Origin of the sequence: Luteibacter aegosomaticola, from assembly GCF_023078475.1 — a bacterium.
Classification (GTDB): domain Bacteria; phylum Pseudomonadota; class Gammaproteobacteria; order Xanthomonadales; family Rhodanobacteraceae; genus Luteibacter; species Luteibacter aegosomaticola.
The window spans coordinates 800,756-826,142 of record NZ_CP095741.1; the positions used below are offsets into that span (position 1 = coordinate 800,756).

A 25,387-nucleotide genomic window follows, 5' to 3' on the forward strand; every position below is an offset into this window, starting at 1 on the left:
ACTTATCTTTCAGATTTTTCGCATTCGCTTCTCGGGAATCCCGCTCTTGAACACTTCCGCTCCGCTGCGCATCGTCCCGCTTGAAAAGAAGGCGGAACTGGGGCGCTTCCTCAAGGTGCCCAGTGCCATCCTGGGTTCGGATCCGAACTGGATTTCGCCGCTGCTGCTCGAGCGCCGCCTGCATCTGGGTGCCAAGACCAACCCGTGGTTCGAGCACGCCCGCTGGAAGGGCTGGGTGGCTTACCGCGGTGAAAAGCTCGTGGGCCGTATCAGCGCGCAGATCGATTACCTGCACCTGGAGCGCTACGAGGACGCCACCGGCTTCTTCGGCATGCTCGACGCGGAAGACAACCCCGAGACCTTCAACGCGCTGTTCGATGCCGCCGAGACCTGGCTGCGCAGCGAAGGCGTGAAGCGCGTGCGCGGCCCGCTCAGCCTTTCGATCAACGATGAAGTGGGTCTGCTGGTGGATGGCTTCGACACGCCGCCCGTCTTCATGATGGGCCACGCTTACCCGTACTACGGCAAGCACATCGAAAACGCCGGCTATACGAAGGCCAAGGACATGCTGGCCTACATGGTGGCGCCGGACTTCCCGGAACCGAAGGTGATGCACCGCCTGCTGCGCAGCTCGAAGAAGCCGGTGCGCGTGCGCCCGCTCGATGCCAGCCGCTACGACGAAGAGCTGGCGACGCTGCGCGAGATCTTCAACGACGCGTGGGCCGACAACTGGGGCTTCGTGCCGTTTACCGAAGCCGAGTTCAAGGACCTGGGCCACAGCCTGAAGCTGCTGATCGCGCCGGAGCTGATCCAGATCGCCGAAGTGGATGGCAAGCCGGCCGCGTTCATCGCCGCGCTGCCCAACGTCAACGAAGTGATCAAGGGCTTCAACGGCAAGCTGCTCCCGTTCAACTGGATCAAGTTGCTCTGGGGCCTGAAGAAGAAGTTCCCGAAGTCCTCGCGCGTGCCGCTGATGGGTGTGCGCCGCAGCTTCCATAACACCCCGCTTGGCCCGGGCCTGGCCTTCCTTGTCATCGATGCCGTGCGGCATCATCTGGTCGCCCGAGGCGTCGAGCAGGTGGAGTTGTCGTGGATCCTTGAAGACAACGAAGGCATGCGGAACATCGTCGAGACCATCGGCGGCCGGGACTACAAGCGTTATCGCGTCTACGAGAAGACCCTTTCATGAGCAAGCCAACCTCCCGCGCAGGTGTCGTCGTACTAGCCATCATCGTCCTCGTGGCGTTGGTGTGGTGGGTGAGCCACCGCCGGGGGGCAGGAAGCCCGGATGACGGGCAGGCCGTACCGGTCACGACCGCCGTGGCCCGCCAGGGCAGCTTCGCCGTGTCGCGTTCGCAGCCCGGCACCGTCACGCCGGCCAACAGCGTGCTGGTGCGCAGCCGCGTGGATGGTGAGCTCACCCGGGTGAACTTCACCGGCGGGCAGCAGGTGAAGCAGGGCGACCTGCTGGCCGAAGTGGATCCGCGCTCGTTCCAGGCACAGTTGCAGCTCGCCAATGGTGATCTGGCGCGCAGCCAGTCACAGCTGGCGAACGCGCAGGAGACGCTGAAGCATTACCAGGCGCTGCTCACCCAGGATTCGATCTCCCGCCAGCGCGTGGCCGACCAGCAGGCGCTGGTGAACCAGTACGCCGGCGAAGTGAAATCCGAGCAGGGCCGTATCGGCAGCGCCAACCTGCAGCTTGCCAGCACGCGGATTACCTCGCCGATCAGCGGCACGGTAGGCCTGCGTCGCGTCGACCCGGGCAACCTCGTGGGCCCGGCCGATGCGCGTGGCATCACCGTCGTCACCCAGTCGCAGCCGAGCAAAGTGCAATTCGCGGTCTCGGTGCAGGATGCGCCGCATGTGCTTGAGCGCCTGCGTGGCGGTGCCTGCATCCCGGTGACCGCCTATGGCGACGACCCGACCCAGCCGCTGGCCACGGGCCGCCTGCTCGCCGCGAACAACGAGGTCGATCCGGCCACGGGCACGGTGAAGCTCGAGGCCCAGTTCGCCAATGCGAACAATGAGCTGCTGCCCAACCAGTTCGTGACCGCGAAGCTGCCGGTGGACGTGCTGGCTAGCGCGACGCTGGTGCCCACCGCGGCCATCCAGCAGGGTGCGCAGGGCGCGTTCGTCTACGTGATCAAGAGTGACAAGACGGCGGATGCCGTACCGGTGGTGCTCGGCCCGGCCGATGCGACCACCACGGTGATCCGTTCCGGCCTTTCGGCGGGCGCCCAGGTGGTGGTCGAAGGCGCCGACCGCCTGCGCGTCGGTACCAGTGTCACCGCCACGGTCGCGCCGGAGGCCCCGGCCGCCGCGTCGGCCACGCCGGTCGCATGCCCGGCCGAGGTTGCCCCCGCTGCCGCGTCGTCCGTGCGCCCGTGAATCCTTCCCGCCTCTTTATCCTGAGGCCGGTGGCGACATCGCTGCTGGCCGTCGCGGTGTTGCTGGTGGGCCTGTTCGGCTACCGCTTCCTTTCGGTTTCCGCGCTGCCTGAGGTCGATTTCCCGACCATCGAAGTGGTCACCGCGTATCCGGGCGCCGGACCGCAGGTGGTCGCCTCGTCGATCACCGCGCCGCTCGAGCGCCAGCTCGGGCAGATGCCCGGACTGAACCAGATGTCGTCGACCAGTGCCAGCGGCACGGCCACGATCACGCTGCGTTTCAACCTCAGCCTGCCGCTGGACGTGGCCGAACAGGAAGTGCAGGCGGCGATCAATGCCGTCGCGCCGTCCCTGCCGCCGGATATGTCGCAGCCGCCGCTGTACCGCAAGGTGAACCCGGCCGACGCGCCGGTGATGACGCTGGCGTTGACCTCGCACACGCTGCCGCTGCGTACGCTGCGCGAGCTGGCTGATACGCGCCTGGTGCCCAAGCTCTCGCAGGTTTCCGGCGTTGGCCTGGTCAGCATTGATGGCGGCCAGCAGCCGGCCGTGGTGGTGCAGGCGGATCCTGCCCGGCTACGCTCGCAGGGCCTGACCCTGGACGATCTGCGCAACGCGATCCGCGATGCCAATTCGAACCAGGCCAAGGGCAGCCTCGAGGGCCCGGATCGTACGTCCAACATCGCGTTGAACCATCCGGTCGATAGCGTCGATGGTTTCCGCGATCTCGTCGTGAGCCATCGTGATGGCGCCGTGGTGCGCCTGGGTGATGTCGCTCGCGTGAGCGATGGTGTCGAAAACACCCGCCAGGCCGCATGGTCGGGCGATGCGCCGGCCATCGTGCTGCGGATCCGCCGCCAGCCGGGCGCCAACGTTGTCGATGTCGTCGACCACATCCGCGCCGTGCTGCCGCAGCTCAATGCGACGTTGCCGGCGGCGGTGGATATCGCGACGATCACCGACCGCACCGAGACCGTGCGCGCCGCCGTGCGCGATGTGCAGATCGAGCTGCTCTTCGCCGTGGCCCTGGTCGTGCTGGTGATCTTCCTGTTCCTCGGTAGCGGCACGGCCACGGTCATCCCGGGTGTCGTGGTGCCGCTCTCGCTGATCGGTACCTTCGCGGTGATGTATCTCGCCGGGTTCTCGATCAACAACCTCACGCTCATGGCGCTCATCGTCGCGACCGGCTTCATGGTCGACGATGCGATCGTGATGATCGAGAACATCTCGCGGCACATCGAAGCGGGTGAAACGCCGCTTACCGCCGCGTTGAATGGCGCACGGCAGATCGCGTTCACCGTGGTGTCGCTGACCGTGTCGCTCGTGGCGGTGCTGATCCCGCTGCTGTTCATGGGTGGCCTGGTGGGCCGCCTGTTCCGCGAGTTCGCGGTGACGCTGGCGGTGGCGATCCTGATCTCGGGCGTCGTCTCGCTCACGCTGACGCCGATGATGTGCGCACGCATGTTGCGCCGGGTACCGGACGTGAAGCCGGCGCGCAGCGCGCGCGATGGGCGCGCCTGGCTGGATGCCGTGCTTGCCCGTTACGGGCGTGGCCTGCACTGGGTGCTGGCACGGCAGACGGGCACGCTGGTGGCCGTGGGTGTGATGGCCGTACTGGCCGTCGGCCTTTACGTGGCCATGCCGCGGGGTCTGTTCCCCACGCAGGATTCCGGCGATATCCAGGGCATCACCGAGGCCTCGCCGACGGTGTCGTTCGCGGCCATGAGCCGCCGCCAGCAGGCGTTGACCAAGGTGATCCAGCAGGATCCCGCCGTGGCCAGCGTGGCGTCGTTCGTGGGCGGCGAAGGCGCTGCCGCGGCGATCAATACGGGCCAGGTGCTGATCCACCTGAAGCCGTTGTCGCAGCGCGATCGCGTACCCGCCGTGATGGCCCGCCTTGCCGACGCCGTGCGCAAGGTCGATGGGATCACGCTGCACCTTCAGCCTGTGCCCGACCTCACCATCGACGATCGCGTCAGCCGTGGCCAGTATCAGTTCTCGATCGAAAACGCCGATCCCGCGCTGCTCGCGCAAGCGGTGCCGCGTGTCGTTGAACCGCTGCGTGCACAGCGTGACCTGGCCGGTGTCAGCAGCGACCAGGCCGACCTCGGCCTGGAAGCGTTCGTCCAGGTGGACGCCGATCAGGCGAGCCGTTACGGCATCACGTCCGCCGCGGTGGGCGATGCGCTGTACAACGCGTTCGGCCAGCGCCAGGTGAGCACGCTGCTTTCGCTCGCCAACCCGCGCCGGGTGATCCTTGAGGCGCTGCCGGGGGCGGATACGCCGGCGTCAGCCATCAGCGGTATTTACCTTGCAGGGCAGGGCGACGCCAAGGCCAACGCGAACGATCCGTCCGCCGCGCTCGTGCCGCTCTCCTCCGTGGCTCGTGTCAGCGAGCGCACGGCACCGCTCGTGGTCACCCGCCTCGATCAGCTTCCCGCCGCCACGGTGTCGTTCAACCTCGCCCGCGGCGTAGCGCTCGATGGCGCCATGGCCACCGTGGATAAGGTGCACCAGCAGCTGAAGCTCCCGGCGAGCACGCAGCTTCGTTGGGAAGGCGCGGCCGAGGCGTTCCAGGTCTCGCGTGAAGGCCAGCCCTGGTTGATCCTCGCCACGCTGATCACCGTGTACATCGTGCTGGGCGTGCTCTACGAGAGCTTCATCCACCCGCTCACCATTCTTTCGACGCTGCCCTCGGCGGGTATCGGTGCCTTGCTGGCGCTGTGGATCGGTGGCTTCGAGCTGGATGTGATCTCGCTGATCGGCATCATCCTGTTGATCGGCATCGTGCAGAAGAACGCGATCATGCTGATCGACTTCGCGATCGACGCGCAGCGCCAGCAAGGGCTGACGCCGCGCGATGCGATCGTGCAGGCGAGCCTGCTGCGTTTCCGTCCGATCATCATGACGACGCTCGCCGCGATGCTTGGCGCGTTGCCGCTGATGCTAGGTGGCGGCATGGGCGCGGAGCTGCGCCATCCGCTGGGCGTTGGCATCTTCTGGGGCCTGCTGGTGAGCCAGCTGCTCACGTTGTTCACGACGCCGGTCATCTACCTGGCGTTCGAGCGCGTGCTGAGCGCGAGGCGCGCGGCATGAACCTGTCCCGGCTGTTCATCGATCGACCGGTGGCGACGACGCTGCTGTGCCTCGGTCTGGTGATTGCCGGCGCGTTCGCGTGGCGTTTACTGCCGATCGCCTCGATGCCCGAGGTGAATGTGCCCACCATCAAGGTCTCTGCGGCGCTGCCCGGCGCCAGCCCGGCCACGATGGTGTCGGCTGTCGCCACGCCGCTCGAGCGTTCGTTGGGCCGCATCGCCGGCCTGACCGAGATGACCTCGGTGAACACGGCCGGGCAGACCGATATCCGCCTCAGCTTCGATCTGTCGCGCGACACCGTCGGTGCCGCGCGCGACGTGCAAGCGGCGATCAACGCGGCGCGCAGCGACCTCCCCCCCGATATGCCGGGTAGCCCGAGCTACCGCGAAGTGAGCTCGGCCGATGCGCCTGTGCTGGTGCTCGCGCTGACCTCGCGGCGCGCGACGCCGGGGCAGATGTACGACACCGCCTCCACCACGTTCAGCCAGACGCTCGCGCAGGTGGATGGCGTGGGTGATGTGGAACTGGTGGGCGGCTCCGTGCCGGCATTCCGCGTCGCGTTGGATCCGCAGGCGATGAGCCAGCGCGGCGTGGGTTTCGAAGATGTCCGCCACGCGCTCGCGGCCGCCATCTCCAACCAGCCCACCGGTGTGGTGGAGGTAGGCGACCGCGCGTTGCAGGTGGCCACCAATGGCCAGCTCAACTCGGTACAGGCGTTCCAGGCACTGGTGATCGCGCACCGCGATGGCGCCGTGGTGCGCCTGGGTGACGTGGGCCGGACCACCGAGGATGTACGCGATCCGCATACGGCGGCGATCGCCAATGGCACGCCGGCTGTGCTGGCACTGGTCCGTCACAAGCCGGGCTCGAACACCATTGCCGTCATCGATGGCGTGATGCAGCGCCTGCCCCTGCTGCGCGCGTCGCTGCCGGGCGATATGCAGGTGAGCGTGATCGTGGACCGGGCGGCCACCGTGCGCGGGTCGCTGCGCGCCGCGGAGCACACGCTCGCGCTTGCGGTGGTGCTCGTGGTCGTCGTGATGCTGCTGTTCCTGCGCGACTGGCGCGCCGCGCTGATCGCCAGCGCCGTGGCACCGATCGCCATGCTGGGCGCCATGATCGTGATGAAGGCGCTGGGTTACAGCCTCGATATCCTCTCGCTGATGGCACTGACCATCGCGGTGGGCTTCGCGGTGGATGACGCCGTGGTGGTGGTCGAGAACATCTCGCGCCATCTCGAAGCCGGCCTGCCGCCGCGGGAAGCGGCGCGGGTGGGCGCGGGCGAGGTGGGCCTCACCGTCGTCTCGATGAGCGCCGTGCTGATCGCCGTGTTTATCCCGATGTTGTTCATGGGCGGCTACGTAGGCCTGTTCGTGCGCGAATTCTCGGTGACGCTGGCCACGGTCATCGCGATTTCGTTGCTGGTGTCGCTTACCGTCGTACCCATGTGGTGCTCGCAGTGGCTGCGACCGGCCCGGGACTCGCGCCTGCATGGGCGTCTCTACCAGTGGAGCGACCGCACGCTTACGCGTCTGGCCCAGGGCTATGACAAGAGCCTCGTGTGGGCGCTTCGCCATGCGCCGCTCACCATGTTGTCGCTGCTCGCCGTGCTCTGCCTCAGCGTGGTGTTGTACATCGTGGTGCCGAAAGGTTTCTTCCCGCGCCAGGATACCGGCGAGCTCACGGGCGATTTCGATGCCGGTGGCAGCATGGCGTTCCCGCTGGCCAAGGCGTACCTGGGCGAGTTTATCGACACCGTGCGCGCCGATCCGGCCGTGGCATCGGTGGCCGGCTATCTCGAGCAGAACGATGGCTCGCTGTTCGTCACGCTGAAGCCGTTCTCCGAACGTAAATCCAGCGCCGACGAAGTCGCCGCTCGCCTGAACACGCAGCTCGCGAAGAAGACCGGCGGTGTCTACACCGTGACCTCGGTGCAGAACATCCGCGTGGGCGGCCGCCGCAGCCGCGCCTCGAACGAGTTCACGTTGCAGGCGGATTCCCCGGAACTGCTGCGCCTGTGGACGCCGCGCGTCGTACAAGCCATGCTGGCCATCCCTGAGCTGACGAATGTGCACGGCAAGGCGGGTAACGTCGGCACGGCGACGTCGCTGGACGTGGACCGCGACACCGCAGCCCAGTTTGGCGTCGGCTATTCGCGTATCGACGGCGTGCTGCGCGATGCGTTCGCGGACCGCCGTGTCACCACCGTCTTCACGCCATCCAGCCAGATCCCCGTTGTGATGGGCGTGGACCCGGCGCAGGCGCAATCGGCGCAGGCTTTTGACCGCCTGACGGTTCCCGGCACGGGCGGCAGCAGCGTGCCCTTGCTGGCGCTTGGTCGGGTGAGCCAATTCGATACACCACTGGATATCGCGCACTACGGGCAGACCGTGGCAGCGACGATTTCGTTTGACCGTGCGCCGGGCATCTCGCTGGCGAAGGCCTCCAGTCTCATCGAAGCGGCGCTGAAGAAGATCGCCATGCCCACCTCGGTGCGTGGCAGCTACCAGGGCTCGGCAGGCGCGGCGCGCCAGGTAGCGGATAGCGAGCCGGCACTGATCCTGGGCGCGTTCCTCACGCTCTTCATCGTGCTGGGCATCCTTTACGAGAGCTGCGTGCATCCGATCACCATCCTGTCCACCCTGCCTTCGGCGGCCGTGGGCGCGGTGTTCGCGCTGCTGCTATTCCGCACGGACCTGGACGTGATCGCGCTGATCGGCATCTTCGCCCTCGTGGGCATCGTGATGAAGAACGCCATCATGATGGTGGACTTCGCCCTGGCCGCCGCCCGCGAAGGGCGCCTGGACCCGTTGGAAGCGATCCATGAGGCGTGCCGGCTGCGTTTCCGCCCCATCCTGATGACCTCGCTCGCCGTGATGGTGGCCGCGGTGCCGCTGGCACTGTCGCGCGGCAACGGCTCCGAGATGCACCAGCCGCTGGGCATCGCGATGGGCGGTGGCCTCATCCTCAGCCAGGTGCTGACCCTGTACACGACCCCGGTTGTGTACCTTTACCTTGATCGATTCAGCAGGTGGACAAGCCAATGGCTGCACAGCATCGGGACCCGGCGCGACGCGGGATACACGACCGGCAAGGGGCCGCTCGCATGAGCGCACTGCCTGTGAATGCCCTGGTGCGCACACTGGCCGCGGCGGGTGTCGTCGTCGCCCTTGCCGCGTGCACCGTCGGCCCGGATTACGTGCGCCCCTCGGCGCCGACGCCGGCCGCATTCAAAGAAGCACCGGCCCAGGCGAGCACGGCGGCGTTGCCCGCCGGCAAGTGGTGGTCGATCTACAACGACGCCACGCTCGACCAGCTGGTTTCGCAGGTGCAGGTGAACAACCAGTCGCTGGCGGCATCGGCCGCGCGCGTGCGTGAAGCCGAGGCGCTTGCGAAGGCTGCCGGTGGCCCGGCGTATCCGTCGGTGGGCGTGGGCTCGTTCAAATCGGGCCAGCGCAACGAGAACGATTTTGGCCTGGGCGTGAGCTGGGATCTGGATTTGTGGGGCCGTATCCGCCGCGACGTGGAAGCGCACCGCGCCTCAGCGCAGGCCAGCCAGGCCGATCTGGCCGGCGCGACGCTCTCGATGCAGGCGCGTCTGGTGCAGAGCTATTTCGCGCTGCGCGAAGACGATGCGTCCATCGCGTTGCTGGAGCGCGCCGCCGATGTCGGTACCCGCTGGCACACCATGGTGCAGAACCAGTACGCCCAGGGCCAGGCGTCCAGCGCGAATGTCGCGGATGCGCTCGTCCGCGCGAGCTCGGCGCAGTTGCAGCTGGCCGATGCGAAGAGCGGCCGCGCACAGCTTGAGCATGCCATCGCGGTGATGCTGGGCAAGGCGCCGGCCGATTTCTCGATTGCCCCGGCACCGTTCGATGTCGCCGTACCGTCGATTCCTTCCGGCGTCCCCGCCACCTTGCTGGAGCGCCGCCCCGACGTGGTGGCGAGCGAACGGCGCATGGCCGCGGCGAACGCGCGCATCGGCGTGGCCAAGGCCGAAACGCTGCCTTCGATCAGCCTGGCCGCAGGCATCGGCGTGCGCCGCGGCCCCACGGGTACCGTGGACGCGCATGCGCCGCTGTTCGCCGGTGGCCGTCTCGAAGCGGGCGAAGAGAATGCGAACGCGGCCTATAGCGAAGCCGTGGCGAACTATCGCCAGACGGTGCTCGACGCCTACCGTGAAGTGGAAGATGGCCTGGTCGTGACCAGCACGCTGGATGGCACGGCGCAGCTCCATGCCGACGCGGCAAAGGCCGCGACCGAAGCCGATCGCGTCATGCAGAACCAGTACCGCGAAGGCGTAGCGGATTACCCGGCCGTGGTCGATGCCGCGAATACGGCGCTCAACGCCGTGCGTGGCGACCTTGACGTCCGTCGCCGCCGGCTCGATGCCAGCGTGAACCTGATCGTCGCCCTGGGCGGCGGCTGGCAGCCCGAGGCTGAACCCGCGAAAGAGGCGACCGCTGCCCGCTAAAGCGGGTAGTGGGTCACCAGGGTTTCGAGGCGGGTGCGCGTCTGCGTCGAGAGCGGCGACGGCGTGCGGTAATCGCGCCGGCCCGAAAGCTGGTCGGCCACCATCTCGTCGTGCCGCGCGCCCATCAGGCCATTGATCGCGGCGAGGAAGCGCGACATCCGGAACGCGTGCTCATTCGGTCCGAACGAGCGCAGGGTGTCGTAGTACGACACCTGCATGCTGATGATCTTGCGCACGGTATGGAACTGGTGGCCGGCGAACATCGTGCGGCCCATCACCTTCTTCAGGCGAGTGATCTCCGCACGCTGATGGGCGATGAAGCCCGCCTCGTTGTCGAGTTCCATATCGATGAGGCCGCGGCGGACCATGCGCCAGACCGGGCGGGAGAGCAGCAATTTCAGCTTCAGCCCCTGGCGCACCACGGCGCCGCGCTGGCCGCCGCGGAAGGCGTCCTGCAGGTGGCCCATGACACGCGTGATCAGGTCGAAGACGTAGCCGGAGCGATGGCGCTTGCCATACAGGCGCTGCGCAAAACGCAGGTGCTTGTAGCGCGCGCGGATGTTCTTGTACTGGATGCGGTCGTCGGCGCTGAGGCCTTCGTTGCGCAGCAGCTTCTCGACCAGGTGCATCAGTTCTGCGCGAGTGACACCGTCTTCCCAGAACTGCAGGCACAGCGCGTAGCAGCGCTCGATCCACTCGTCCGGGCAGGCCAGGACGATCGGGTCGGGCAGGTCGACGTGCGCGTCGACGACATCATCCGTATCGACGGCATCGAACAGTCGCCGAAGGGTTTCCTTCGGGAACCGCTGCCAGCGCAGGCCACTGATGCCGTTCATGACTTCGCTTCCTCGGGCGCGTAAAACGTCAGCGCGTGCCGGTTGCGATACGCCCCGATGGTTGGGATCAGGGAGAACAGCGCATCCAGGCACTGGCCGCCGAAATAGGCGACCGCCGCACCCATGATGCCAAAGCTGTGGCTAAGGCCAATAAGCAGGGCCACATAGGCCACCGCGGCAAGCGCCTGGGCCACGAGGGCGGCGCGCTGGCGGCTGGCGATGTAGAGCAGGGATTCGAGCGGAAAGCCGGCCATGGAGACGACGAGGGCGGCGCACATCACCTGTAGCAGATCGTAGGCTTCCAGATACTGCTTGCCGAACACGGAGCCGATCAGTGGCTTGCCGACGGCGATGACCAGGATGGCGACGAGCACGCCAAGGCCGCCAGCCAGAGCGGCCGCGCGCAAGCCCAGCTTCCAGGGGCGATCACTGGCGGGGTCGAGGCGGCGAATCTCCGGGTAGAAGCTTTTCTGCATCAGCGAGGCGGGGGTGCCGGCCGCGTCGAAGAAGGTCAGCGCCACCTTGAACACACCCGCTGCCGCCGGGCCGAGCACGATACCCACCAGCACGTTGCTGCCGGCATTGCGCGCCGACCAGATCGAATGGGCGAAATTGGTGGTCCAGACGAAATCCCACGCGCCCTTGATACGCCGGGCGGCGCTCATGAGCTTGGGCCGCAGCGCATCCTGGATGTTCTGTCGACGCAGCTCCTGCACGGCGAACCACCACAGCGTGGCGTCGCCGGCCAGGCTGGAGAGATACCAGGTCGCGATGAAGCCCGGGAAGCCCAGGTCGCCGAAGTAGGCGACGACGCTGCCGACGGCGCGCAGGAACGGCGTGATCGCCTGCTGCACGGCGATCAGGTCGAAGCGATCGATGGAGCGGAGGATGCCGGTGGGCGTCGCCGCCGTCATCGTCGGAATGAGGGTGCAGTAAGCCAGCGCCCACCAGAAATCCCCGGGCGGAATACCCACGGCATGGCTGAGGAAGGGCAGCAGGACCATACCGCCGACCAGCGCGATGGCGCCGCTGGCGAGATCGAGGCCGAACGAGAAGCCCACCACGTCGCGGAACCGGTTCAGGTCCTTGTGCGCCAGGGCTGGCGTGCCGAACTGCACGACAAACTGCCAGGTCTGGAACTTGACGAAGTCACTGACGCTCTTGCCGTAGGCCTGCACCACGACCAGCACGCCGAACAACGCCGGGTGCAGGGCACGGCCGGCGCACGCGAGCGCCAGCAGCCCCAGCAACGCGCCGACGACGTTGCTGGAGCCCAGGTAGGTAGCGTTACGCACGATGGCGCGGAAGGCGCCATCGGAGAACCAGTGTTTCATCGCTCGAGCGCGGTAGGGGCCGTGGCCATGACACTCTCGCGCGCCGGCCAGCTGGCGAACGCGGCGCAGATGGCATCGATCTGTTCCGGCGTATGGGCAGCACTGACGCTGCAGCGGAGCAGCGATTCGTTGCCCGGCGTAGCCGGCGGCACCATGACGTTCACGTACACGCCCTGCTTGAGCAGGTGGTGCCAGAAGCGCAGGGCCTCCACCTTTTCGCCCGCGAGCACGGCGACCACGGCGTTGGCCGGGGCGCCCAGGCGGAAGCCCAGGGCGGCCAGGCCGGCGTGCAGGCGCGCGGCATTCTCGCGGATACGCTGGCGCAGGTCGCTGGCGGCCTCGAGCTTGCGCAGGGCCATGCGGGTGGCCGCGATCGTTGCCGGGGGCAGCGAAGCGGTGAACACGTACGGGCGGCTGGCGTAACGGAGCACTTCCATTTCATCGGCGTCGCCGACGCAGAAGCCGCCGGTGTTGCCGAGACTCTTGCTGAAGGTGCCAACGACGTAATCGATATCGTCGAGGAGGCCCAGCTCTTCACACAGGCCCTGGCCCTTCGCGCCGAGGACGCCCATGGAGTGGGCTTCGTCGACGAGCAGGGTGGCGCCGAACTGCTTCTTCACCTCGACGAACTCGCGCAACGGCGCGCGATCGCCCAGCATGCTGTACACGCCTTCCACGACGATCAGGGCGTTGGCCGCCTCGTCGCCCAGGCGGCGCATGCGCTTGGCCAGGTCATCCGGGTCGTTGTGGCGGAAGCGGATCGTGTTCGCACCGCTCAGGTTGCAGCCGTCGTAGATGCTGGCGTGGCTGTCGGCATCGATCATGACGGTATCGCCCGGGCCAGCCAGGGCCGAGATCATGCCCAGGTTGGCCTGGTAGCCGGTGGAGAACACGATGGCGTCGCGCTTGCCGTAGAAGCGCGCGAGATCGAGCTCCAGCTCGCGGTGTGCCGCGTAGCTGCCGTTGGCCATGCGCGAGCCCGTGGTGCCCGTGCCGGCGCTCTCAAGCGCCTGGCGGGCCGCCGCGATGCAATCCGGGTCGAAGGTGAGCCCGAGGTAATTGTTGGTGCCAGCGAGGATCGTCTTGCGACCCTGGATCAGGCCCTCGGTGGGCGACAGGATCTCATCGATCTGGATACCGAACGGATCGACGCCCAGGGACGCCAGTTCGCCTCGGACCTCCCGCACGGCACGGAGCCGGGGGTTCTCTTTCATGCTTTTTTGCCTACGTGCGTCTGGATCAGCGTGGCCAGCTGGCCGACGGTTTTGATGTCCGCCAGGGTGTTGAGCGGCACCGAGATCTCGTAATGATCCTCGACATCGGTGATGAGGTCCATCACCTTCAGCGAATCGAGCGCCAGCTCGCCGGTAAGCCCGGTATCCGCGGTGATGTTGGCCACGCGCCCTTCGGCGTGGGGTTTCACCAGCCTGATCACTTCGGCAACGACTTCTTCGTGGGTCATGGGGGTGTTCCGTTCAAAGCGGTAAGGGGTTTGCCGAGGGTCTGGGCCAGGCCTTCCCGGAACGGGACGGCGGGCTGCCAGCCGGTGGCTTGCATGAAGGGAGCGCTGTTCGATACCCAGTCGGCATGCGTGATTTCACGCACCTTGCCTGGGGTCAGCATCGGCGCGTAGCCAAACAGGCGCGCGCCCAGGCGGTTGGCGCGAGCCACGAAACGCAGGACCGGCACCGGGATGTGCAGGCGGCGGATGGGCGCGCCATCGCGCAGCACCTGGGCCGCCGTGCCCAGCACGGTATCCCAATCGTAGCCGCGGGCGTGGCCATCATCGAGCTCGTAGATGGCGCCGCTGGCGCCCTCCGTGCCCAGCCAGGCCACGACGGCCGAGGCCAGGTCGGCCACGTGGATCAGCGAGAAACGTCCGTCGCCCGCTCCCGGGATAGCCGCGATGCCGCGAGCCATGCCCTGGAACAGCGGAAGCATCTCGCGATCGCCGGGGCCATAGACGGCCGGCGGCCGGATGGCCGCCCACGTCAGGCGGCCCGCACGAGCGGCGAGCGCCTGCTCGCCGAGATGCTTGCTGCGCGCGTAATCCGAGAGCTGGGGCTCGCGTGCGGCGAGCGAGGAGATCAGCAGGAAGCGTTCGCACGAGGGCGCCAGCAGGGCAGCCTCCACCGTGTTGATCACGCCCCGTTCGTTGACCCGGTCGAAATCCGCCTGGCTGGCGCCGCGAACGCTGCCCGCGCAGTGGATGACAGCGTGCGCGCCATCCATGACGGCGGCCAGCGCGTCTTTGTCGTCGAGGTCGCCGGCGATCCACTTCAGGCCCGATGCGCTGTGCATCACGCGGCCGCGGCGCGGCCGGTACAGGGCCCGCACGCGGTAACCCGCGCGGACAAGATGTTCGCTAAGCGCGGCGCCAATGAAGCCGGTGGCGCCGGTCAATGCAACGACCGGCCTCCCGTCGTCTGGCGTTTCGCTCATCGCGAACCCGCGACCCGAAGGACGTGCTCCTGCGCCTGGCGTTCCAGGTAACCCTTGCGGGTGGCCGAGCGGGAAAGCTTGCCCGAGGATGTGCGCGGCAGCGTGTGGCGCGGCACGAGTTCGATCAGGCAATCCACGCCCAGTTCTTCCAGCAGTTCGCGGCGGATGCGTTGCACCAGCGCCACGCGAATGGCGGTGTCGTCGGTGTTGCACTGGACCACGACCACGGCGATCTCGGCACCCGTCGGGCCCGGCACGCTGAACGCCGAAGCGTCCTGCGAACGCAGTTCCGGCTGGCGCTCGACGATGCGCTCGATCTCCTGTGGCCAGATGTTGCGGCCGTTGACGATGATCATGTCCTTGTGACGGCCCGTGATCACGACTTCGCCATCGATGAGGTAGCCGATATCGCCCGTGTCGAGCCAGCCATCACCGGCGAGGACGTCATCGGTGAGTTCCGGCTGCTCGTAGTAGCCCGACATGATGCTCGGGCCACGAACCATGATCTTGCCTACGTGGCGATCGGCCAGCAGGTGGCCGGCGTCGTCGCGGATCTCGAGTTCGTGTTCCGGCAGCACCGGCCCACAGCGGACGAACGGCGTGCCCTGGCCCTTGGCCACCGGCGTCGCGCGCAGGTGGTCGGCCAGGTCGGTCGGGTCGATCCAGTCAACCAGCATGCCCTTGCCGAGCGGCGAGAAGCTCACCGCCAGCGCAGCTTCGGCCATGCCGTACGACGGCACGAAGGCGTTCGAGTTGAAACCCGACTGGCCGAGCAGCTCGGCGAACTTCTCCATCACTTCGGGATGGATGGGCTCGGCGCCAACACCGGCGATACGCCAGTTAGACAGGTCGTACGAAGCGATGTCGCCTGGGCGCACGCGGCGTGCGCACATGTCGTAACCGAACGGCGGGCTGTAAGCGATCGTTGCCTTCGACTGGCTCATGAGTTCGAGCCAGCGGCGCGGACGCATCGCGAATTCGCGCGTGTCCATGTAATCGATGGAGCGCTGTCCTGCCATCACGGTCAGCAGGCAGCCGACCAGGCCCATGTCGTGATAGAACGGCAGCCACGATACGAAGCGGTCTTGCTCGTTCAACACGAGGCCGTGGTTGATCGAACCGCGCAGGTTGGCGAGCAACGCGCCCTCGGTGATCACCGCTGCCTTCGGCGTACCGGTGCTTCCCGAGGTGAACTGCAGGTAGGCCACTTCGTCGGCGCGCAGCGGCTGCATCGGCGAGGTATCGGCCGGCAACTCGTCGAAGGCCGACGGCTCGCCCCACATCACCACGCCCAGGCCACGCACGGCTTCTTCCAGGAAACCCTGGAAGGATTCCGATGCCACGGCCACGGCGGCGTCGCACGCCTGCAGCATGCCACGGAGCTTCTTGACGAAGGCGTCATGCCCGCCGAGGTTCACTGCGGAAGGGACGGCAACCGGCACGAGACCGATGTACTGGCAGGCGAAGAAGAAGCGCAGGAACTCCGGGCTCGTCTCCGCGATGATGGCCACGCGAGCGCCACGCGGCAGCTCGAGCGAAGCCAAACGCTGCGCAAGGTCGATCGCCTGCGTTCGCAAGGTCTTATAGGGCAGCGCCGTTGCCAGCTTGCCGCCCGCATAGAAATTCGCACCGGTCGTACCCGTCGCCGCGTAGTCGAGGACTTCGGCAAGCGTGTCGAAGTCACCCCGACGCAACGGCATCGAGTTGATCGTGGGTGTCGGTGACCCAGTGCGAGTAAAGATGCTTCCGTCTGCGCTCATGTTTTTACCGCTTTTCGACGCCAGACCGCGTCTTTGGGGGCAACACGGGGGTGTTGCAAGGCCATTACTGAACCTAATGGTACCCTAATTGGCGGCTATGTTAAGAATTTACTCAGATTTTCGTAAGCCCTATGGGGCTTGTCTTGTAAATTTTATGTGAAGAAATGGCGAATCCGCCCCTACTTCTGGCCCCGTTCCTTGTTCCATTTCGCCATGTTTTTGATCGGCTGGCGCACGTACGGACTGATGCTGATTAGCCAGAAAATCAATCGGTTAAAGGCTGTTCCGAGCTTGTCCGAGGGGCGGTCGATATCGATGAAAAGGACGGCCCGGAGCTCGTCCGTATCATTGTGAACTTCGTGTTCAAAACTATCGTCGAAAAGTACGACCTTGCCCTCGTGCCAGTGGAGGATCTGATCATCCACGCGGATCCAGACGTTCTCCCAGTCCTGTGGGACGCGCAGGCCGAGGTGGGCGCGGATCACGGCCTTGGTCGGACCCTTGTGCGCCGCGATGCGGTAACGCGGCTGCAGGATCGAGAACATCGCACTGCGCATGCCGGGCAGGGCGTCCAGCGCCGCAGCCGTGCGCGGGCAGACCGCGCAGTTCTCATCGACGCGGTTGCCGTAAACGTAGAAGCCGAAGGTCTTCCAGTTATCGCCCTTGGAGATGCGCTTCTGGTCCGGGGAAATCTGGTGGAACGCGGGGATATCCTCCGGGTGCTCCAGAAGATGCTCCAGTTCCTGGCGGATCTCCGGCCAGGCGGCCTCAAGGCGCGGTACCCAGTCAAACGTATCGTTCGGCAGCACCGGCGTGGTGGCGACCAGCGAGTGCTTCGCCTGGAAACGGCCGCTCCAGCGCAGGAAGCGCTTGCCGGCACGGATGAGCATCCGGCGCCACAGTGGGGCCTGGGGAGCGTTCGAAAGGGTCGTGTTCACGTCGCCTCGGGGTGCTGGGCAGGTTAAAGGGTGGATGGCAGCGAGGGCACGACGGTCGCGACGGCGCGCAGTGCCTTCTGCAGTACATCGGGGTAGGGGGCGCGCGTATCCAGATCGAACAGCGGTGCGCCGTTGTACTGGAGCCGGGCCATCACGGCGATCTTGTCGCTGAGTTCCGAGCGGCTGTGATCGGGCTTGCGCGCATAGGCGGTCGCGAGGTCGATATCGAGCTTGATCACGAGTATCGGCCGGTAGCGGGCCATGCGCTTGTACAAACGCTGCTCGCGCTCGGCCAGCTTGCGCACCAGCCAGCCCTTGCTGCGTTCGAGGCCAAGGCCGGGGCCGTCGTAGCGAAAGCCGCTCACCTCGGCCTGAGGATAGCGGTCGGTGATAACCACCGTGCCGCTTTCGGCCAGCCGGCACACCTTGCGCAGGTGCGCTTCGCGCCAGATCGAGAGCCCGACCATGACGAGGGCTCCCCAGAAGCCGGGCGCCTTGTTTTTCATATCCTGCGCATGGGCGGCCTTGGCGGCGAGCCGCTTCTCGAGGCGCGGGCCGATCAGGGGCAGGTCCTTGATCTTGGCACCACTCTCGCCGGAAATAAGGCCCAGGTAGCGGCGCACGGTGGGCACATGGGCCCCCACGATGCGCTGCAGATCGTGCGTGAGCGTGGATTTGCCGGTGCCGTCGCAACCGACGACCGCGATCAGGTTGGGGATCGGCGGAAGAGGTGCGTCGTCGTGGTCTGGCGTGGTCATGAGCGGTGAGCTTCCTGCGCCGCGCGCACCGCCTCCAGTGCTTCGTCCAGGACGAAGCCGGCGTTGTCGCGGCCATCGAGATCCACGATGTGGGCCCCGTTGAACGTTAAAAGAGGGATATTGGCGATCTTCGCGCGGAGCGAGGACAGCTTGTGATCCGGTTTTCGCGCGTGGGCGGTTGCCTCATCCACGTTCAGGCGGATGACGAGCATGGGGACGCCCGAAGCCATCCACGCATAGAGCTCCTGCTCGCGCCCACGCAGCCAGCGCACCCACCAGGAGCCACCTTCGGTCTTCGCCAGCTCGGCGCCGTCGAAGAGGAAGCCGGGGATCTCCGCCTGCGGATAGCGGTCGGTGACAACGAGTGTTCCCGTCGCGCACACGCGCAGCATGCGCTTGTACTTATGGGCTCGCCAACGCGAGAGCAAGTAGATCGCAAAGGCGGTCACGCCGCCGGGTGCCTGCTTCGGCTTATCGTGTACCCGATCAGACTTGCGGGTGAGGTAACGCCCCAGCGGGCCGCCTATCACGGGCAGTTCGCGGATCCACTCACCGATGCGCCCCGACGACTGGCCCAGGTAGAGTTGTTCAACCGGGCCGCGCTCACGCAGGCGTGCCACGAGTGAATCAGCCAGTGTGGATTTGCCCGATCCGTCGCAGCCGGTAAGGGCAACGACCGGCAGGCGTTGGGAAGGATCGAGGTGTTTGGACACGGAGGGCCCACCGGACAGGGCGATGCAGACAATACCTTTTATGGTATGCCCGGGTGCTTGTGCACGTCTACGTTGGCGTCCCTTGACGCCCTCCCGGGCGCGCGCTGCTATCCTTTCCGATGGACTTACCTTCACCGACGGAAACCGCATGCCCGCAAAGCCCGGCCACATGGCTCCCCTGATCGCGATCATCGGCACTGATGGCTCGGGCAAATCGACGGTGTCCGACCACGTCGCCGGCTGGATCACCCGCTATGGTCCCGCGGGCCGGGCCCACCTGGGTAAGCAGTCCGGCAACATCGCCCGCGCCATGGCCGCCTGGCCGCTCATCGGGCCGGTGCTCGAGCGGGCCATTACGCGCAAGGTCGATACCGTCAACGACCGCATGAAGGTCGACAAGCAGCCGACGCTGCTGCCTGCGCTGGTCATCATTGGCTTTACGATGCGCCGCAAGCTCCGCTTCAAGCGCATGCTGGCCATGCGTGAGCAGGGCCTCATCGTGGTCACCGATCGCTTTCCGCAGGTGGCGATTCCCGGTGCGTACGATGGCCCGGGTTTTCCTAATGCCTCGCAGGGCTCGTGGCTGGTCAGGCAGCTCGCGCGCTATGAGCACTCAGTGTTCGAGTGGATGGCGAGCCATAAGCCGGATCTCGTGTTGCGACTGAATGTGGATCTGGATGTCGCCTGCGCGCGCAAGCCGGATCATCGCCGCGAATCCCTCGCGAAGAAGATCGCCGTGACGCCATTGCTTAGTTATGGCGGCGCGCCGATCACGGATATCGACACGAATCTTCCGCTGGAAAACGTCTTCGCGCAGGTAGAAGCGGCGATCGCGAACACCATGGCCGAATGCGGCTACGCGCCGAACTTTACCCCTTGAAGGGATTCACCACGGTCACGGTATGTTCGATGACCAGGCCGTGGTGCATGGCCTCTGACCAGACGACGGCCGCGCCGCTATCGATGGCGGCGGCAACGATGTTCGCATCATAAAACGACAGCTTGTGCCGCGCGGCGAGCCGGCGCGCGCTGTCGTGGATATCCGCTGTCAGGCTGACCACGGGGCAGAAATGCCGGATGCTGGCAAGGAATGCCGCAACCTCTTCCCACGACATGCCAGCCTTCTTGCGGCAAACGTTGGTGACTTCGTTCAGCACCTGCACGCTAACCGCCGGCCGCCGCGACAGGAGGTCCATCGCGATGTCGTGCTTCTCGGTATCTTCGGAAAGCAGGTAGAGCACCACGTTGCTATCGAGGAAGGTGAGCCCTTCCATCAGCGCTCGTTGGCATCATCGCGATCGAAGCGGAAATCGGCGGGCAGCCGGCCCTTCAGTGCGCGCAGGCGCTCGAGGACTTCTTCATCGCGCGGGCCACGCTCCACGGCGAATTCGCGAGCTCCTTTTGCATACAACACGACGTCGTCTCCTTCTCTCAAGCCCAGTGCCTCCACGACGGCAGCCGGAAGCCGGATGCCAAGGCTGTTGCCCCATTTGGATACGCGCATCGTACTCGCCTCGGATATACAGTCAATAAAAGTATATCCTCAATGACCGGGGGTGCTGCAAAGATCAAGCGGCGCGGCAGTACTCCATCAACAGAGACGAGGGCAGGCGGCAGGCGGGGTGCATGCGGCAGAGCTGCACGATCGAGCCGGAGACGCCGCTCATCAGGCCCGGTGTGAATGCATCGCGCGCCAGGCCGCCGACGATGCCGTGCTCCTCGATACTGGAAAGAATGAGCGCGATGCCGCTGGGGGTGCCCTCCGGCACGATGCCGGGAGCGACCCGCGCGGCCCTCGCCATGAGCTCCCAGGTACTGAGGTCGCCGTGGCAGAGCGTGTGGCTATGCCCCCAGCCGCCTGTCGCGGCAGCACGCACCGCGCGGCGCAGGGTATCGAGATGCCGGGGATGATGCGTGCGCTCGTAAAGGTCGGCCGCTGCAAAGCCAATGCCGACACTACCGTGGCACCAGGTGTCGGCAAAGTCGCGGCTTTCGGGTTTGCGCACATCGGTCCAGTTGCCGGCGTCGCTGAGGAAGAGCGATTCCTCGAAGTCGAACGCGCGCTCGGCCAGGTCGAGCCAGCGGTGCCGGTCGTCGGCGTCACCGGCGTCGCTCAGCCCCAGTCGCGTCAGTGCCCAGCCCGTCCCCGTGGCGCCATGGGCGAACCCACCAATCGGTTCATCGAATATGGATGCGGGCCAACGTGCGCCGCGTGCATCGACAATGGCGGTGGCCTCAAGGCGCAGGCCTGCGCGCCTTGCAAGATCGAGCCAGCGGCGTTCGCCGCTCGCTTCCGCAAGATTGAGGAGCGGAACGATCGCGCCACCTACACCTTCGAGGATATCGAGCACGCGTTCGTTATCGATATCCCATGTCTCCATGCGCGAGGCCTGGCGTAACGCGTCGTCGAGGAAACCTTCGCCGGGCTGGAGGTGGTCCAGTGTCAGCCACATCTGTACCTGCGACGCGAGGCCGATGAAGCCGCCAATCGCTTCGGGCTCGTCCGTGTCCTCCGCCGTGCGCATGACGCGAAGGACACCGCGCAAGGCATCGACGACGCCGTCGATCTCGTCGACCCGGCCATGGCGCGCTTCTTCCACGTAGCCAGCGAGCGCGAGCGCGATACCACCCAGCCCGACGTAAAGGTTCGGCTGCAGCGTGCGCATGGTCCATCCGCCTCGGCCAAGGATCGGGCTGATCCAGGTCATCGTGCCATCGTCGCCGCGCACCGATAGTTTCAACAACTGTTCCACGGTCTCGCGTGCCATCGTGCGTCGACGGTGGTCGATGTCGCCACTATGGAGGTTCTTCGCGGAGAGATTATAGGGTGAGCGTTTGTCGTCGTTGAGGCGCACGTTGAGGTGCGCCGTCACCAGCGCGCCGCGGATCGTCAGCTCCTCGAGTTCCATGCGCATGGCCGTCCACGCTTCAAACACCTCATCTTGTTGGGCCTGCTCCAGGATGTTGACGAACACGGGGACATCGCCGAATCGCATGTCTTCGATTTCGGCCATGATGAGCGCCGGTTCGGAAGGGGCGATCGGCTGTGCGACGGCGTGGCGTGAGAGGAGGTCGCGGGCGCGCTCGATCGCTGCTGCTTCGTCATGCAGCGACGCGGGATGCCAGAGCATACGCATGATCTCCACGTACACCTGTGTGGGACGGCGGATACGCCGGATACGCGTGCCGATGAACGGCTGCATCAATGGGAGAAGGGTTCCGTCGTGCAGGCGAGCGGCCAGCACATCGGTCATGCCACGGAAGCCCGCGACGATGTCCTCCCAGAACCGCGAGATATCTGGATGGATACAGGGGTGGTTCTTGCCGATATCGATATCGACGCTGACCAGGCCGAGGCGGGCGCGCGTCGTACCGCCATCGATGATCTCGGGGACGCGGATCCTTGGCTGCTCGCCCTGCAGCGCGCCGATCGCGGAGATATCCACGCCATCGAGTCCGAGCACGGGCGCGCGGAACGGGACCAGTCCGGTACGCAGCACGGAAGAGCGGATGAGTGCCTGGGCGAGGTCGACGGCCTCGCCCTTGCCCGTGGGCGGCGTGGGTACTTCGGTGACGAACAGGCTTTCCACATCGACCACATAAGGAACGACCGACGAGGCGATAAGGTTCTCGTAGTGGATATCGGTGCCACCCAACAGACGCATGACCGCTAGCCAGCGGCCGATGTTCTGGTAGAACAAACCGAGTTCGATGTCATCGACACAGTGGATGTGCGCCACGTGACGGGCCCACCCGTAATCCCCTCGATCGAGAATCGCCGGCACGCGGATACGGTAGGCGTCGCCGGGCATCAGCGCCTCCAGGAAACCGTCGAGAGCCGCGTCGACGCGGAGTGAGCGCGGCTTGTACATCACGGTGCCGTTAGCGAAATGCAGGCATGCCACGGATTGGCCGCCCTCGTGCACGTCTCCCTCGCCGAAGTTGATGGACTCCAGTGCGCCCAGGTCCATGCCTGCGAACATGCTGAGTGCGGCACGGTCATCGCTAAGGCGCTTGAGCAACGTGGCGATGGCGCCGACCTGCTGGTCAAGGGCGCGATGGAGCCGCGGCGTCAGCGCGGGGTAGCGTTGCGCGATGGCCTTGGCAAAGGTGGGCGATGTCGCGTGGCGAATGAATGCGTCGAAACCTTCTGTCTCGCCAGGGGGCAAATCGCCGGAGAGCCTCGCGGCGTGAAGCTCCAGGAGAAGTACGCGGTTGAGCTTGCGAGAAGCATTCTCAAGGAGGGCGGCATCGGCGGCTTCGCCAATACGCGTGCGCTCATCCGCTCCGAGCATTGGTTGATTCGCGATGGCGGTAGAAAGTGCCTGGCGGCTATCGGCGATCAGAAAGGCGATGACGGGAGCGAAAGCATTCTGCGGCGCCGGAGCATCCATGGGCGGTCCTGGGTATCGGTTGGAGGGAGAGAGATAGCCGTGGTGGTTGGCCACGGCTATCGCCGCTACTGCGTGTTAGCAGCAGAGGCCCGGCCGGGAAGCCGTACACGAGCTGCAGTTCGAAGCCAGCGCCATCTCGGCGTTGGTCATCGCCACCATCGTCTGTGCCTGACCCTCGGTGTAGAGGGAGCCAGCAGGATTGTCATACCCACCTACGCTATCCGCACCGCTCAGCCACCCGGCCAGAATCTTGTCGGTCTGCATGGAAAACTCCTTGGTGTGTAACGGGTATGCGCCCAGTAGTTTTACTGTCGGCCCGCAGCGGGCGCGTCCGCGGCGACGCCCGCCGATTCTGCGCTTGATCGGTTCGTATGCCACATGTCGTGCCGTTTTTGCGTCGCGAACCAACGCCACACGCGCGTACGCACTCTGGCACGATGCGAAGACTCGGCAGTGATGAAACGTACGGAGGCGTTGTAATGATCGTCTGGCGTTTTATCTTGCGACATCGCGCGCTCGTCGCCAGTGCAGTCGGCCTTTCGTGCGTGAGTGCGGTGTGCACGATGATGCTGCTTGCTCATATCAACCGCTTCGCCGCGGAAGGCGTTGCTGCGGGATCGATGCGCTGGCTGTCCGGCGTTGCGTGGCTAGCGGCCGTGCTTCTCGCAAGTACTGCCTCGCAGTTCATCCTGGCCCGCTTAGGCGGTGATCTCGTGGCGCAGCTTCGCATGGATCTTTCAGCGCGTGTCATTCGGATGGAGTACGAGGCGCTGGCGCGCGATCGCCACGCCGTGGTCGATTCGCTCATCGAAGACGTCGCGGCGATAGCGCCGCTGGTACTGGTTGCGCCCATGCTGGCCTATAACGCGCTCCTTGTCGTTCTTTATGCGGGATACCTCGCGCAGGTGTCGGCACCTTTGCTGGGGATACTGGTCACCTTTCTTGCCTGTACGGCCGCCGCCTCTGTCGTCCTCGAACGTTTCCTTCGTCGGCGCTTCGATGCGCTACGCGATGCCAACGAAAAGGTCTTCGAGTTCTTCCGTTACCTGAGTGATGGCAAGAAGGAGATGGCTCTGCATACTGCACGAGCGCGTCATGTCAGTGATGCGCTGCTTGGACCCGCAATCTACCGCGCCAGGAAGCTGATGGTTCAGGTGCATACAGGTCTTGGGATCAACGAGGCGTGGTCGTCGGCGGTGGTCTACTCCGCCGTCTTCGTCGTGGTCTATGTCGGCTACGTCGCCTTGCGATTGCCGCCCGCCACCGTCACGCGCTTTGTCATCGGAGCCTTGTTCCTCGGCGGCCCCGTGGCGTTCATCACCAGCGCCGCCCGCCAGGTGGGTGTCGGCACGGCCAGCCTGCGGCATTTGCAAAAGACGGGTCTGAATTTGCACGGCGAGCCCGTCGATCACGGCGATGATGGCCTGCGTGTCGATATTCCGTCGTGGCGGTCAATGAGCTTGCGCGGCGTCAGCTACCGCTACCCGGATGTGAGTGACGAGAGGTCCGCATTGGGTCCGGTCGATCTGGACATCCAGCGCGGCGAGCTATTGTTTATCGTGGGTGGCAACGGCAGCGGAAAATCAACCTTGTTGCTTGTGCTTGCATCGCTGTTGACGCCAACCAGCGGCGAGGTGCTCGTGGACGGACACCCGGTTGCAACGTCGGTTGCCGCGCATCGCCAACGTTTCACCGGTGTGTTTGGTGACTTCTTCCTCTTCCCCCACGTGCTTGACGATGCGGGGCATGTGGTAGACGACGCACGTGTGATGGCGTGGCTTGAAGCTCTGGGTCTTGGCGCGCACGTGAGCGTCACGTCGGGTGAGTTGTCGCGCCTTGCGCTGTCTACCGGGCAGCGCAAACGGCTCGCTCTGCTGCAATGTTATGCCGAGGATCGTGACATCTTCTTCTTTGACGAATGGGCCGCGGATCAGGACACGCATTTTCGCGATTACTTCTATCGCACGCTGCTCCCTGAGCTGAAAGCACGTGGCAAGACGGTGATCGCCATAAGCCATGATGACCGCTACTTTCCTCTCGCCGATCGCGTCGTAAAGCTGGAGTCGGGCCGGGTGGTAAGCGACATTCGCGCGCGCACCTCCGTGACGGCGTAAACGTTCTCGCCAGCGGCGGCAGTCGCATACTCATCGTCTGCCGAATACGCTCATTCCGGGCTGGTCAAAACGTGACCAATCCGCTTGAAACGAGCGCTACGCTAGGGTCTCCACCCACCATGAAGCAGGAGATCCACC

Annotated in this window: 20 protein-coding genes; 7 read left to right on the forward strand and 13 right to left on the reverse strand. The window is 65.7% G+C overall.

Annotated elements, in window-relative coordinates; genetic code table 11:
- Positions 1 to 46 precede the first annotated feature (46 nt).
- From L2Y96_RS03540 to L2Y96_RS03560, 5 genes are read left to right on the forward strand one after another with little or no spacing between them, the layout of a single operon-like run.
- Complete coding sequence (locus L2Y96_RS03540; protein WP_247332331.1) at positions 47 to 1,189, forward strand: hypothetical protein; 1,143 nt, start codon at positions 47 to 49, stop codon at positions 1,187 to 1,189.
- Complete coding sequence (locus tag L2Y96_RS03545) at positions 1,186 to 2,391, forward strand: efflux RND transporter periplasmic adaptor subunit (protein WP_247332334.1); 1,206 nt, start codon at positions 1,186 to 1,188, stop codon at positions 2,389 to 2,391. Before L2Y96_RS03540 ends, L2Y96_RS03545 begins: the two co-directional genes overlap by 4 nt.
- Positions 2,388 to 5,486 carry an efflux RND transporter permease subunit gene (locus L2Y96_RS03550; RefSeq protein ID WP_247332336.1) on the forward strand — a complete coding sequence of 1,033 codons (3,099 nt, stop codon included), beginning with the start codon at positions 2,388 to 2,390 and terminating at the stop codon, positions 5,484 to 5,486. Before L2Y96_RS03545 ends, L2Y96_RS03550 begins: the two co-directional genes overlap by 4 nt.
- On the forward strand, positions 5,483 to 8,596 hold the full coding sequence (locus tag L2Y96_RS03555) for an efflux RND transporter permease subunit (protein ID WP_247332339.1): 3,114 nt from the start codon (positions 5,483 to 5,485) through the stop codon (positions 8,594 to 8,596). Before L2Y96_RS03550 ends, L2Y96_RS03555 begins: the two co-directional genes overlap by 4 nt.
- Positions 8,593 to 9,960, forward strand: coding sequence for an efflux transporter outer membrane subunit (locus L2Y96_RS03560; protein WP_247332342.1), 1,368 nt, complete (start codon positions 8,593 to 8,595; stop codon positions 9,958 to 9,960). The genes L2Y96_RS03555 and L2Y96_RS03560 overlap by 4 nt, the downstream gene beginning before the upstream one ends.
- Here the strand turns inward: L2Y96_RS03560 and L2Y96_RS03565 are convergent.
- The 9 genes from L2Y96_RS03565 to L2Y96_RS03605 all read right to left on the reverse strand — a co-directional run bounded on the left by L2Y96_RS03565 (position 9,957) and on the right by L2Y96_RS03605 (position 18,741).
- The gene (locus tag L2Y96_RS03565; protein WP_247332344.1) at positions 9,957 to 10,796 is read right to left on the reverse strand and encodes a hypothetical protein; all 840 of its coding nucleotides are present in this window, start codon (positions 10,794 to 10,796) and stop codon (positions 9,957 to 9,959) included. The two genes, L2Y96_RS03560 and L2Y96_RS03565, sit on opposite strands and share 4 nt — an antisense overlap.
- Positions 10,793 to 12,130, reverse strand: a complete 1,338-nt coding sequence (locus L2Y96_RS03570) for a lipopolysaccharide biosynthesis protein (RefSeq protein WP_247332346.1) — start codon at positions 12,128 to 12,130, stop codon at positions 10,793 to 10,795. Before L2Y96_RS03570 ends, L2Y96_RS03565 begins: the two co-directional genes overlap by 4 nt.
- Positions 12,127 to 13,344 carry a serine palmitoyltransferase gene (gene spt / locus L2Y96_RS03575; RefSeq protein ID WP_247332348.1) on the reverse strand — a complete coding sequence of 406 codons (1,218 nt, stop codon included), beginning with the start codon at positions 13,342 to 13,344 and terminating at the stop codon, positions 12,127 to 12,129. The genes L2Y96_RS03570 and spt overlap by 4 nt, the downstream gene beginning before the upstream one ends.
- A complete protein-coding gene (locus tag L2Y96_RS03580) occupies positions 13,341 to 13,592 on the reverse strand; it encodes an acyl carrier protein (protein ID WP_247332350.1) in 252 nt (83 codons plus the stop codon). The genes spt and L2Y96_RS03580 overlap by 4 nt, the downstream gene beginning before the upstream one ends.
- Positions 13,589 to 14,572, reverse strand: a complete 984-nt coding sequence (locus L2Y96_RS03585; protein WP_247332353.1) for an NAD-dependent epimerase/dehydratase family protein — start codon at positions 14,570 to 14,572, stop codon at positions 13,589 to 13,591. The genes L2Y96_RS03580 and L2Y96_RS03585 overlap by 4 nt, the downstream gene beginning before the upstream one ends.
- Positions 14,569 to 16,272 (reverse strand): fatty acyl-AMP ligase, encoded by a 1,704-nt coding sequence (locus L2Y96_RS03590; RefSeq protein WP_247332356.1) that lies wholly within the window; start codon positions 16,270 to 16,272, stop codon positions 14,569 to 14,571. The genes L2Y96_RS03585 and L2Y96_RS03590 overlap by 4 nt, the downstream gene beginning before the upstream one ends.
- A 239-nt stretch (positions 16,273 to 16,511) precedes the next feature.
- Positions 16,512 to 17,270, reverse strand: a complete 759-nt coding sequence (locus tag L2Y96_RS03595; RefSeq protein WP_247332359.1) for an aspartyl/asparaginyl beta-hydroxylase domain-containing protein — start codon at positions 17,268 to 17,270, stop codon at positions 16,512 to 16,514.
- A 23-nt stretch (positions 17,271 to 17,293) separates the two neighbouring features.
- The gene (locus L2Y96_RS03600) at positions 17,294 to 18,028 is read right to left on the reverse strand and encodes a nucleoside/nucleotide kinase family protein (protein ID WP_247332362.1); all 735 of its coding nucleotides are present in this window, start codon (positions 18,026 to 18,028) and stop codon (positions 17,294 to 17,296) included.
- A complete protein-coding gene (locus L2Y96_RS03605) occupies positions 18,025 to 18,741 on the reverse strand; it encodes a nucleoside/nucleotide kinase family protein (protein WP_247332364.1) in 717 nt (238 codons plus the stop codon). The genes L2Y96_RS03600 and L2Y96_RS03605 overlap by 4 nt, the downstream gene beginning before the upstream one ends.
- A gap of 148 nt (positions 18,742 to 18,889) precedes the next feature.
- Between L2Y96_RS03605 and L2Y96_RS03610 the strand changes: the two genes are divergently transcribed.
- A complete protein-coding gene (locus tag L2Y96_RS03610) occupies positions 18,890 to 19,621 on the forward strand; it encodes a nucleoside/nucleotide kinase family protein (RefSeq protein WP_247332366.1) in 732 nt (243 codons plus the stop codon).
- On the opposite strand, the gene L2Y96_RS03615 is transcribed toward L2Y96_RS03610, so the two are convergent.
- The 4 genes from L2Y96_RS03615 to L2Y96_RS03630 form a co-directional block, all read right to left on the reverse strand.
- Positions 19,611 to 20,015: a PIN domain-containing protein gene (locus L2Y96_RS03615; protein WP_247332369.1), complete on the reverse strand. Its 405-nt coding sequence runs from the start codon at positions 20,013 to 20,015 to the stop codon at positions 19,611 to 19,613. The two genes, L2Y96_RS03610 and L2Y96_RS03615, sit on opposite strands and share 11 nt — an antisense overlap.
- Positions 20,015 to 20,245, reverse strand: a complete 231-nt coding sequence (locus tag L2Y96_RS03620) for an AbrB/MazE/SpoVT family DNA-binding domain-containing protein (protein ID WP_247332372.1) — start codon at positions 20,243 to 20,245, stop codon at positions 20,015 to 20,017. The genes L2Y96_RS03615 and L2Y96_RS03620 overlap by 1 nt, the downstream gene beginning before the upstream one ends.
- A 64-nt stretch (positions 20,246 to 20,309) precedes the next feature.
- Entirely contained in the window at positions 20,310 to 23,135 is a 2,826-nt protein-coding gene (locus L2Y96_RS03625) for a type 2 lanthipeptide synthetase LanM family protein (protein WP_247332374.1), read from the reverse strand.
- A gap of 75 nt (positions 23,136 to 23,210) precedes the next feature.
- Positions 23,211 to 23,399 carry a DUF6229 family protein gene (locus L2Y96_RS03630; protein WP_247332377.1) on the reverse strand — a complete coding sequence of 63 codons (189 nt, stop codon included), beginning with the start codon at positions 23,397 to 23,399 and terminating at the stop codon, positions 23,211 to 23,213.
- Positions 23,400 to 23,614: 215 nt separating this feature from the next.
- On the opposite strand from L2Y96_RS03630, the gene L2Y96_RS03635 reads away from it, so the two are divergent.
- Positions 23,615 to 25,249, forward strand: coding sequence for a cyclic peptide export ABC transporter (locus tag L2Y96_RS03635; RefSeq protein ID WP_247332380.1), 1,635 nt, complete (start codon positions 23,615 to 23,617; stop codon positions 25,247 to 25,249).
- The last annotated feature ends 138 nt before the right edge of the window (positions 25,250 to 25,387 follow it).

Coding starts and splice junctions, on each gene's coding strand:
- L2Y96_RS03615 (WP_247332369.1), bottom strand. CDS start 20,015: ATGGAAGGGCTCACCTTCCTCGATAGCAACGTGGTGCTCTACCTGCTT.
- L2Y96_RS03600 (WP_247332362.1), bottom strand. CDS start 18,028: ATGACCACGCCAGACCACGACGACGCACCTCTTCCGCCGATCCCCAAC.
- L2Y96_RS03590 (WP_247332356.1), bottom strand. CDS start 16,272: ATGCCGTTGCGTCGGGGTGACTTCGACACGCTTGCCGAAGTCCTCGAC.
- L2Y96_RS03610 (WP_247332366.1), top strand. CDS start 18,890: ATGCCCGCAAAGCCCGGCCACATGGCTCCCCTGATCGCGATCATCGGC.
- L2Y96_RS03580 (WP_247332350.1), bottom strand. CDS start 13,592: ATGACCCACGAAGAAGTCGTTGCCGAAGTGATCAGGCTGGTGAAACCC.
- L2Y96_RS03570 (WP_247332346.1), bottom strand. CDS start 12,130: ATGAAACACTGGTTCTCCGATGGCGCCTTCCGCGCCATCGTGCGTAAC.
- spt (WP_247332348.1), bottom strand. CDS start 13,344: ATGAAAGAGAACCCCCGGCTCCGTGCCGTGCGGGAGGTCCGAGGCGAA.
- L2Y96_RS03620 (WP_247332372.1), bottom strand. CDS start 20,245: ATGCGCGTATCCAAATGGGGCAACAGCCTTGGCATCCGGCTTCCGGCT.
- L2Y96_RS03585 (WP_247332353.1), bottom strand. CDS start 14,572: ATGAGCGAAACGCCAGACGACGGGAGGCCGGTCGTTGCATTGACCGGC.
- L2Y96_RS03630 (WP_247332377.1), bottom strand. CDS start 23,399: ATGCAGACCGACAAGATTCTGGCCGGGTGGCTGAGCGGTGCGGATAGC.
- L2Y96_RS03565 (WP_247332344.1), bottom strand. CDS start 10,796: ATGAACGGCATCAGTGGCCTGCGCTGGCAGCGGTTCCCGAAGGAAACC.
- L2Y96_RS03560 (WP_247332342.1), top strand. CDS start 8,593: ATGAGCGCACTGCCTGTGAATGCCCTGGTGCGCACACTGGCCGCGGCG.
- L2Y96_RS03555 (WP_247332339.1), top strand. CDS start 5,483: ATGAACCTGTCCCGGCTGTTCATCGATCGACCGGTGGCGACGACGCTG.
- L2Y96_RS03625 (WP_247332374.1), bottom strand. CDS start 23,135: ATGGATGCTCCGGCGCCGCAGAATGCTTTCGCTCCCGTCATCGCCTTT.
- L2Y96_RS03545 (WP_247332334.1), top strand. CDS start 1,186: ATGAGCAAGCCAACCTCCCGCGCAGGTGTCGTCGTACTAGCCATCATC.
- L2Y96_RS03635 (WP_247332380.1), top strand. CDS start 23,615: ATGATCGTCTGGCGTTTTATCTTGCGACATCGCGCGCTCGTCGCCAGT.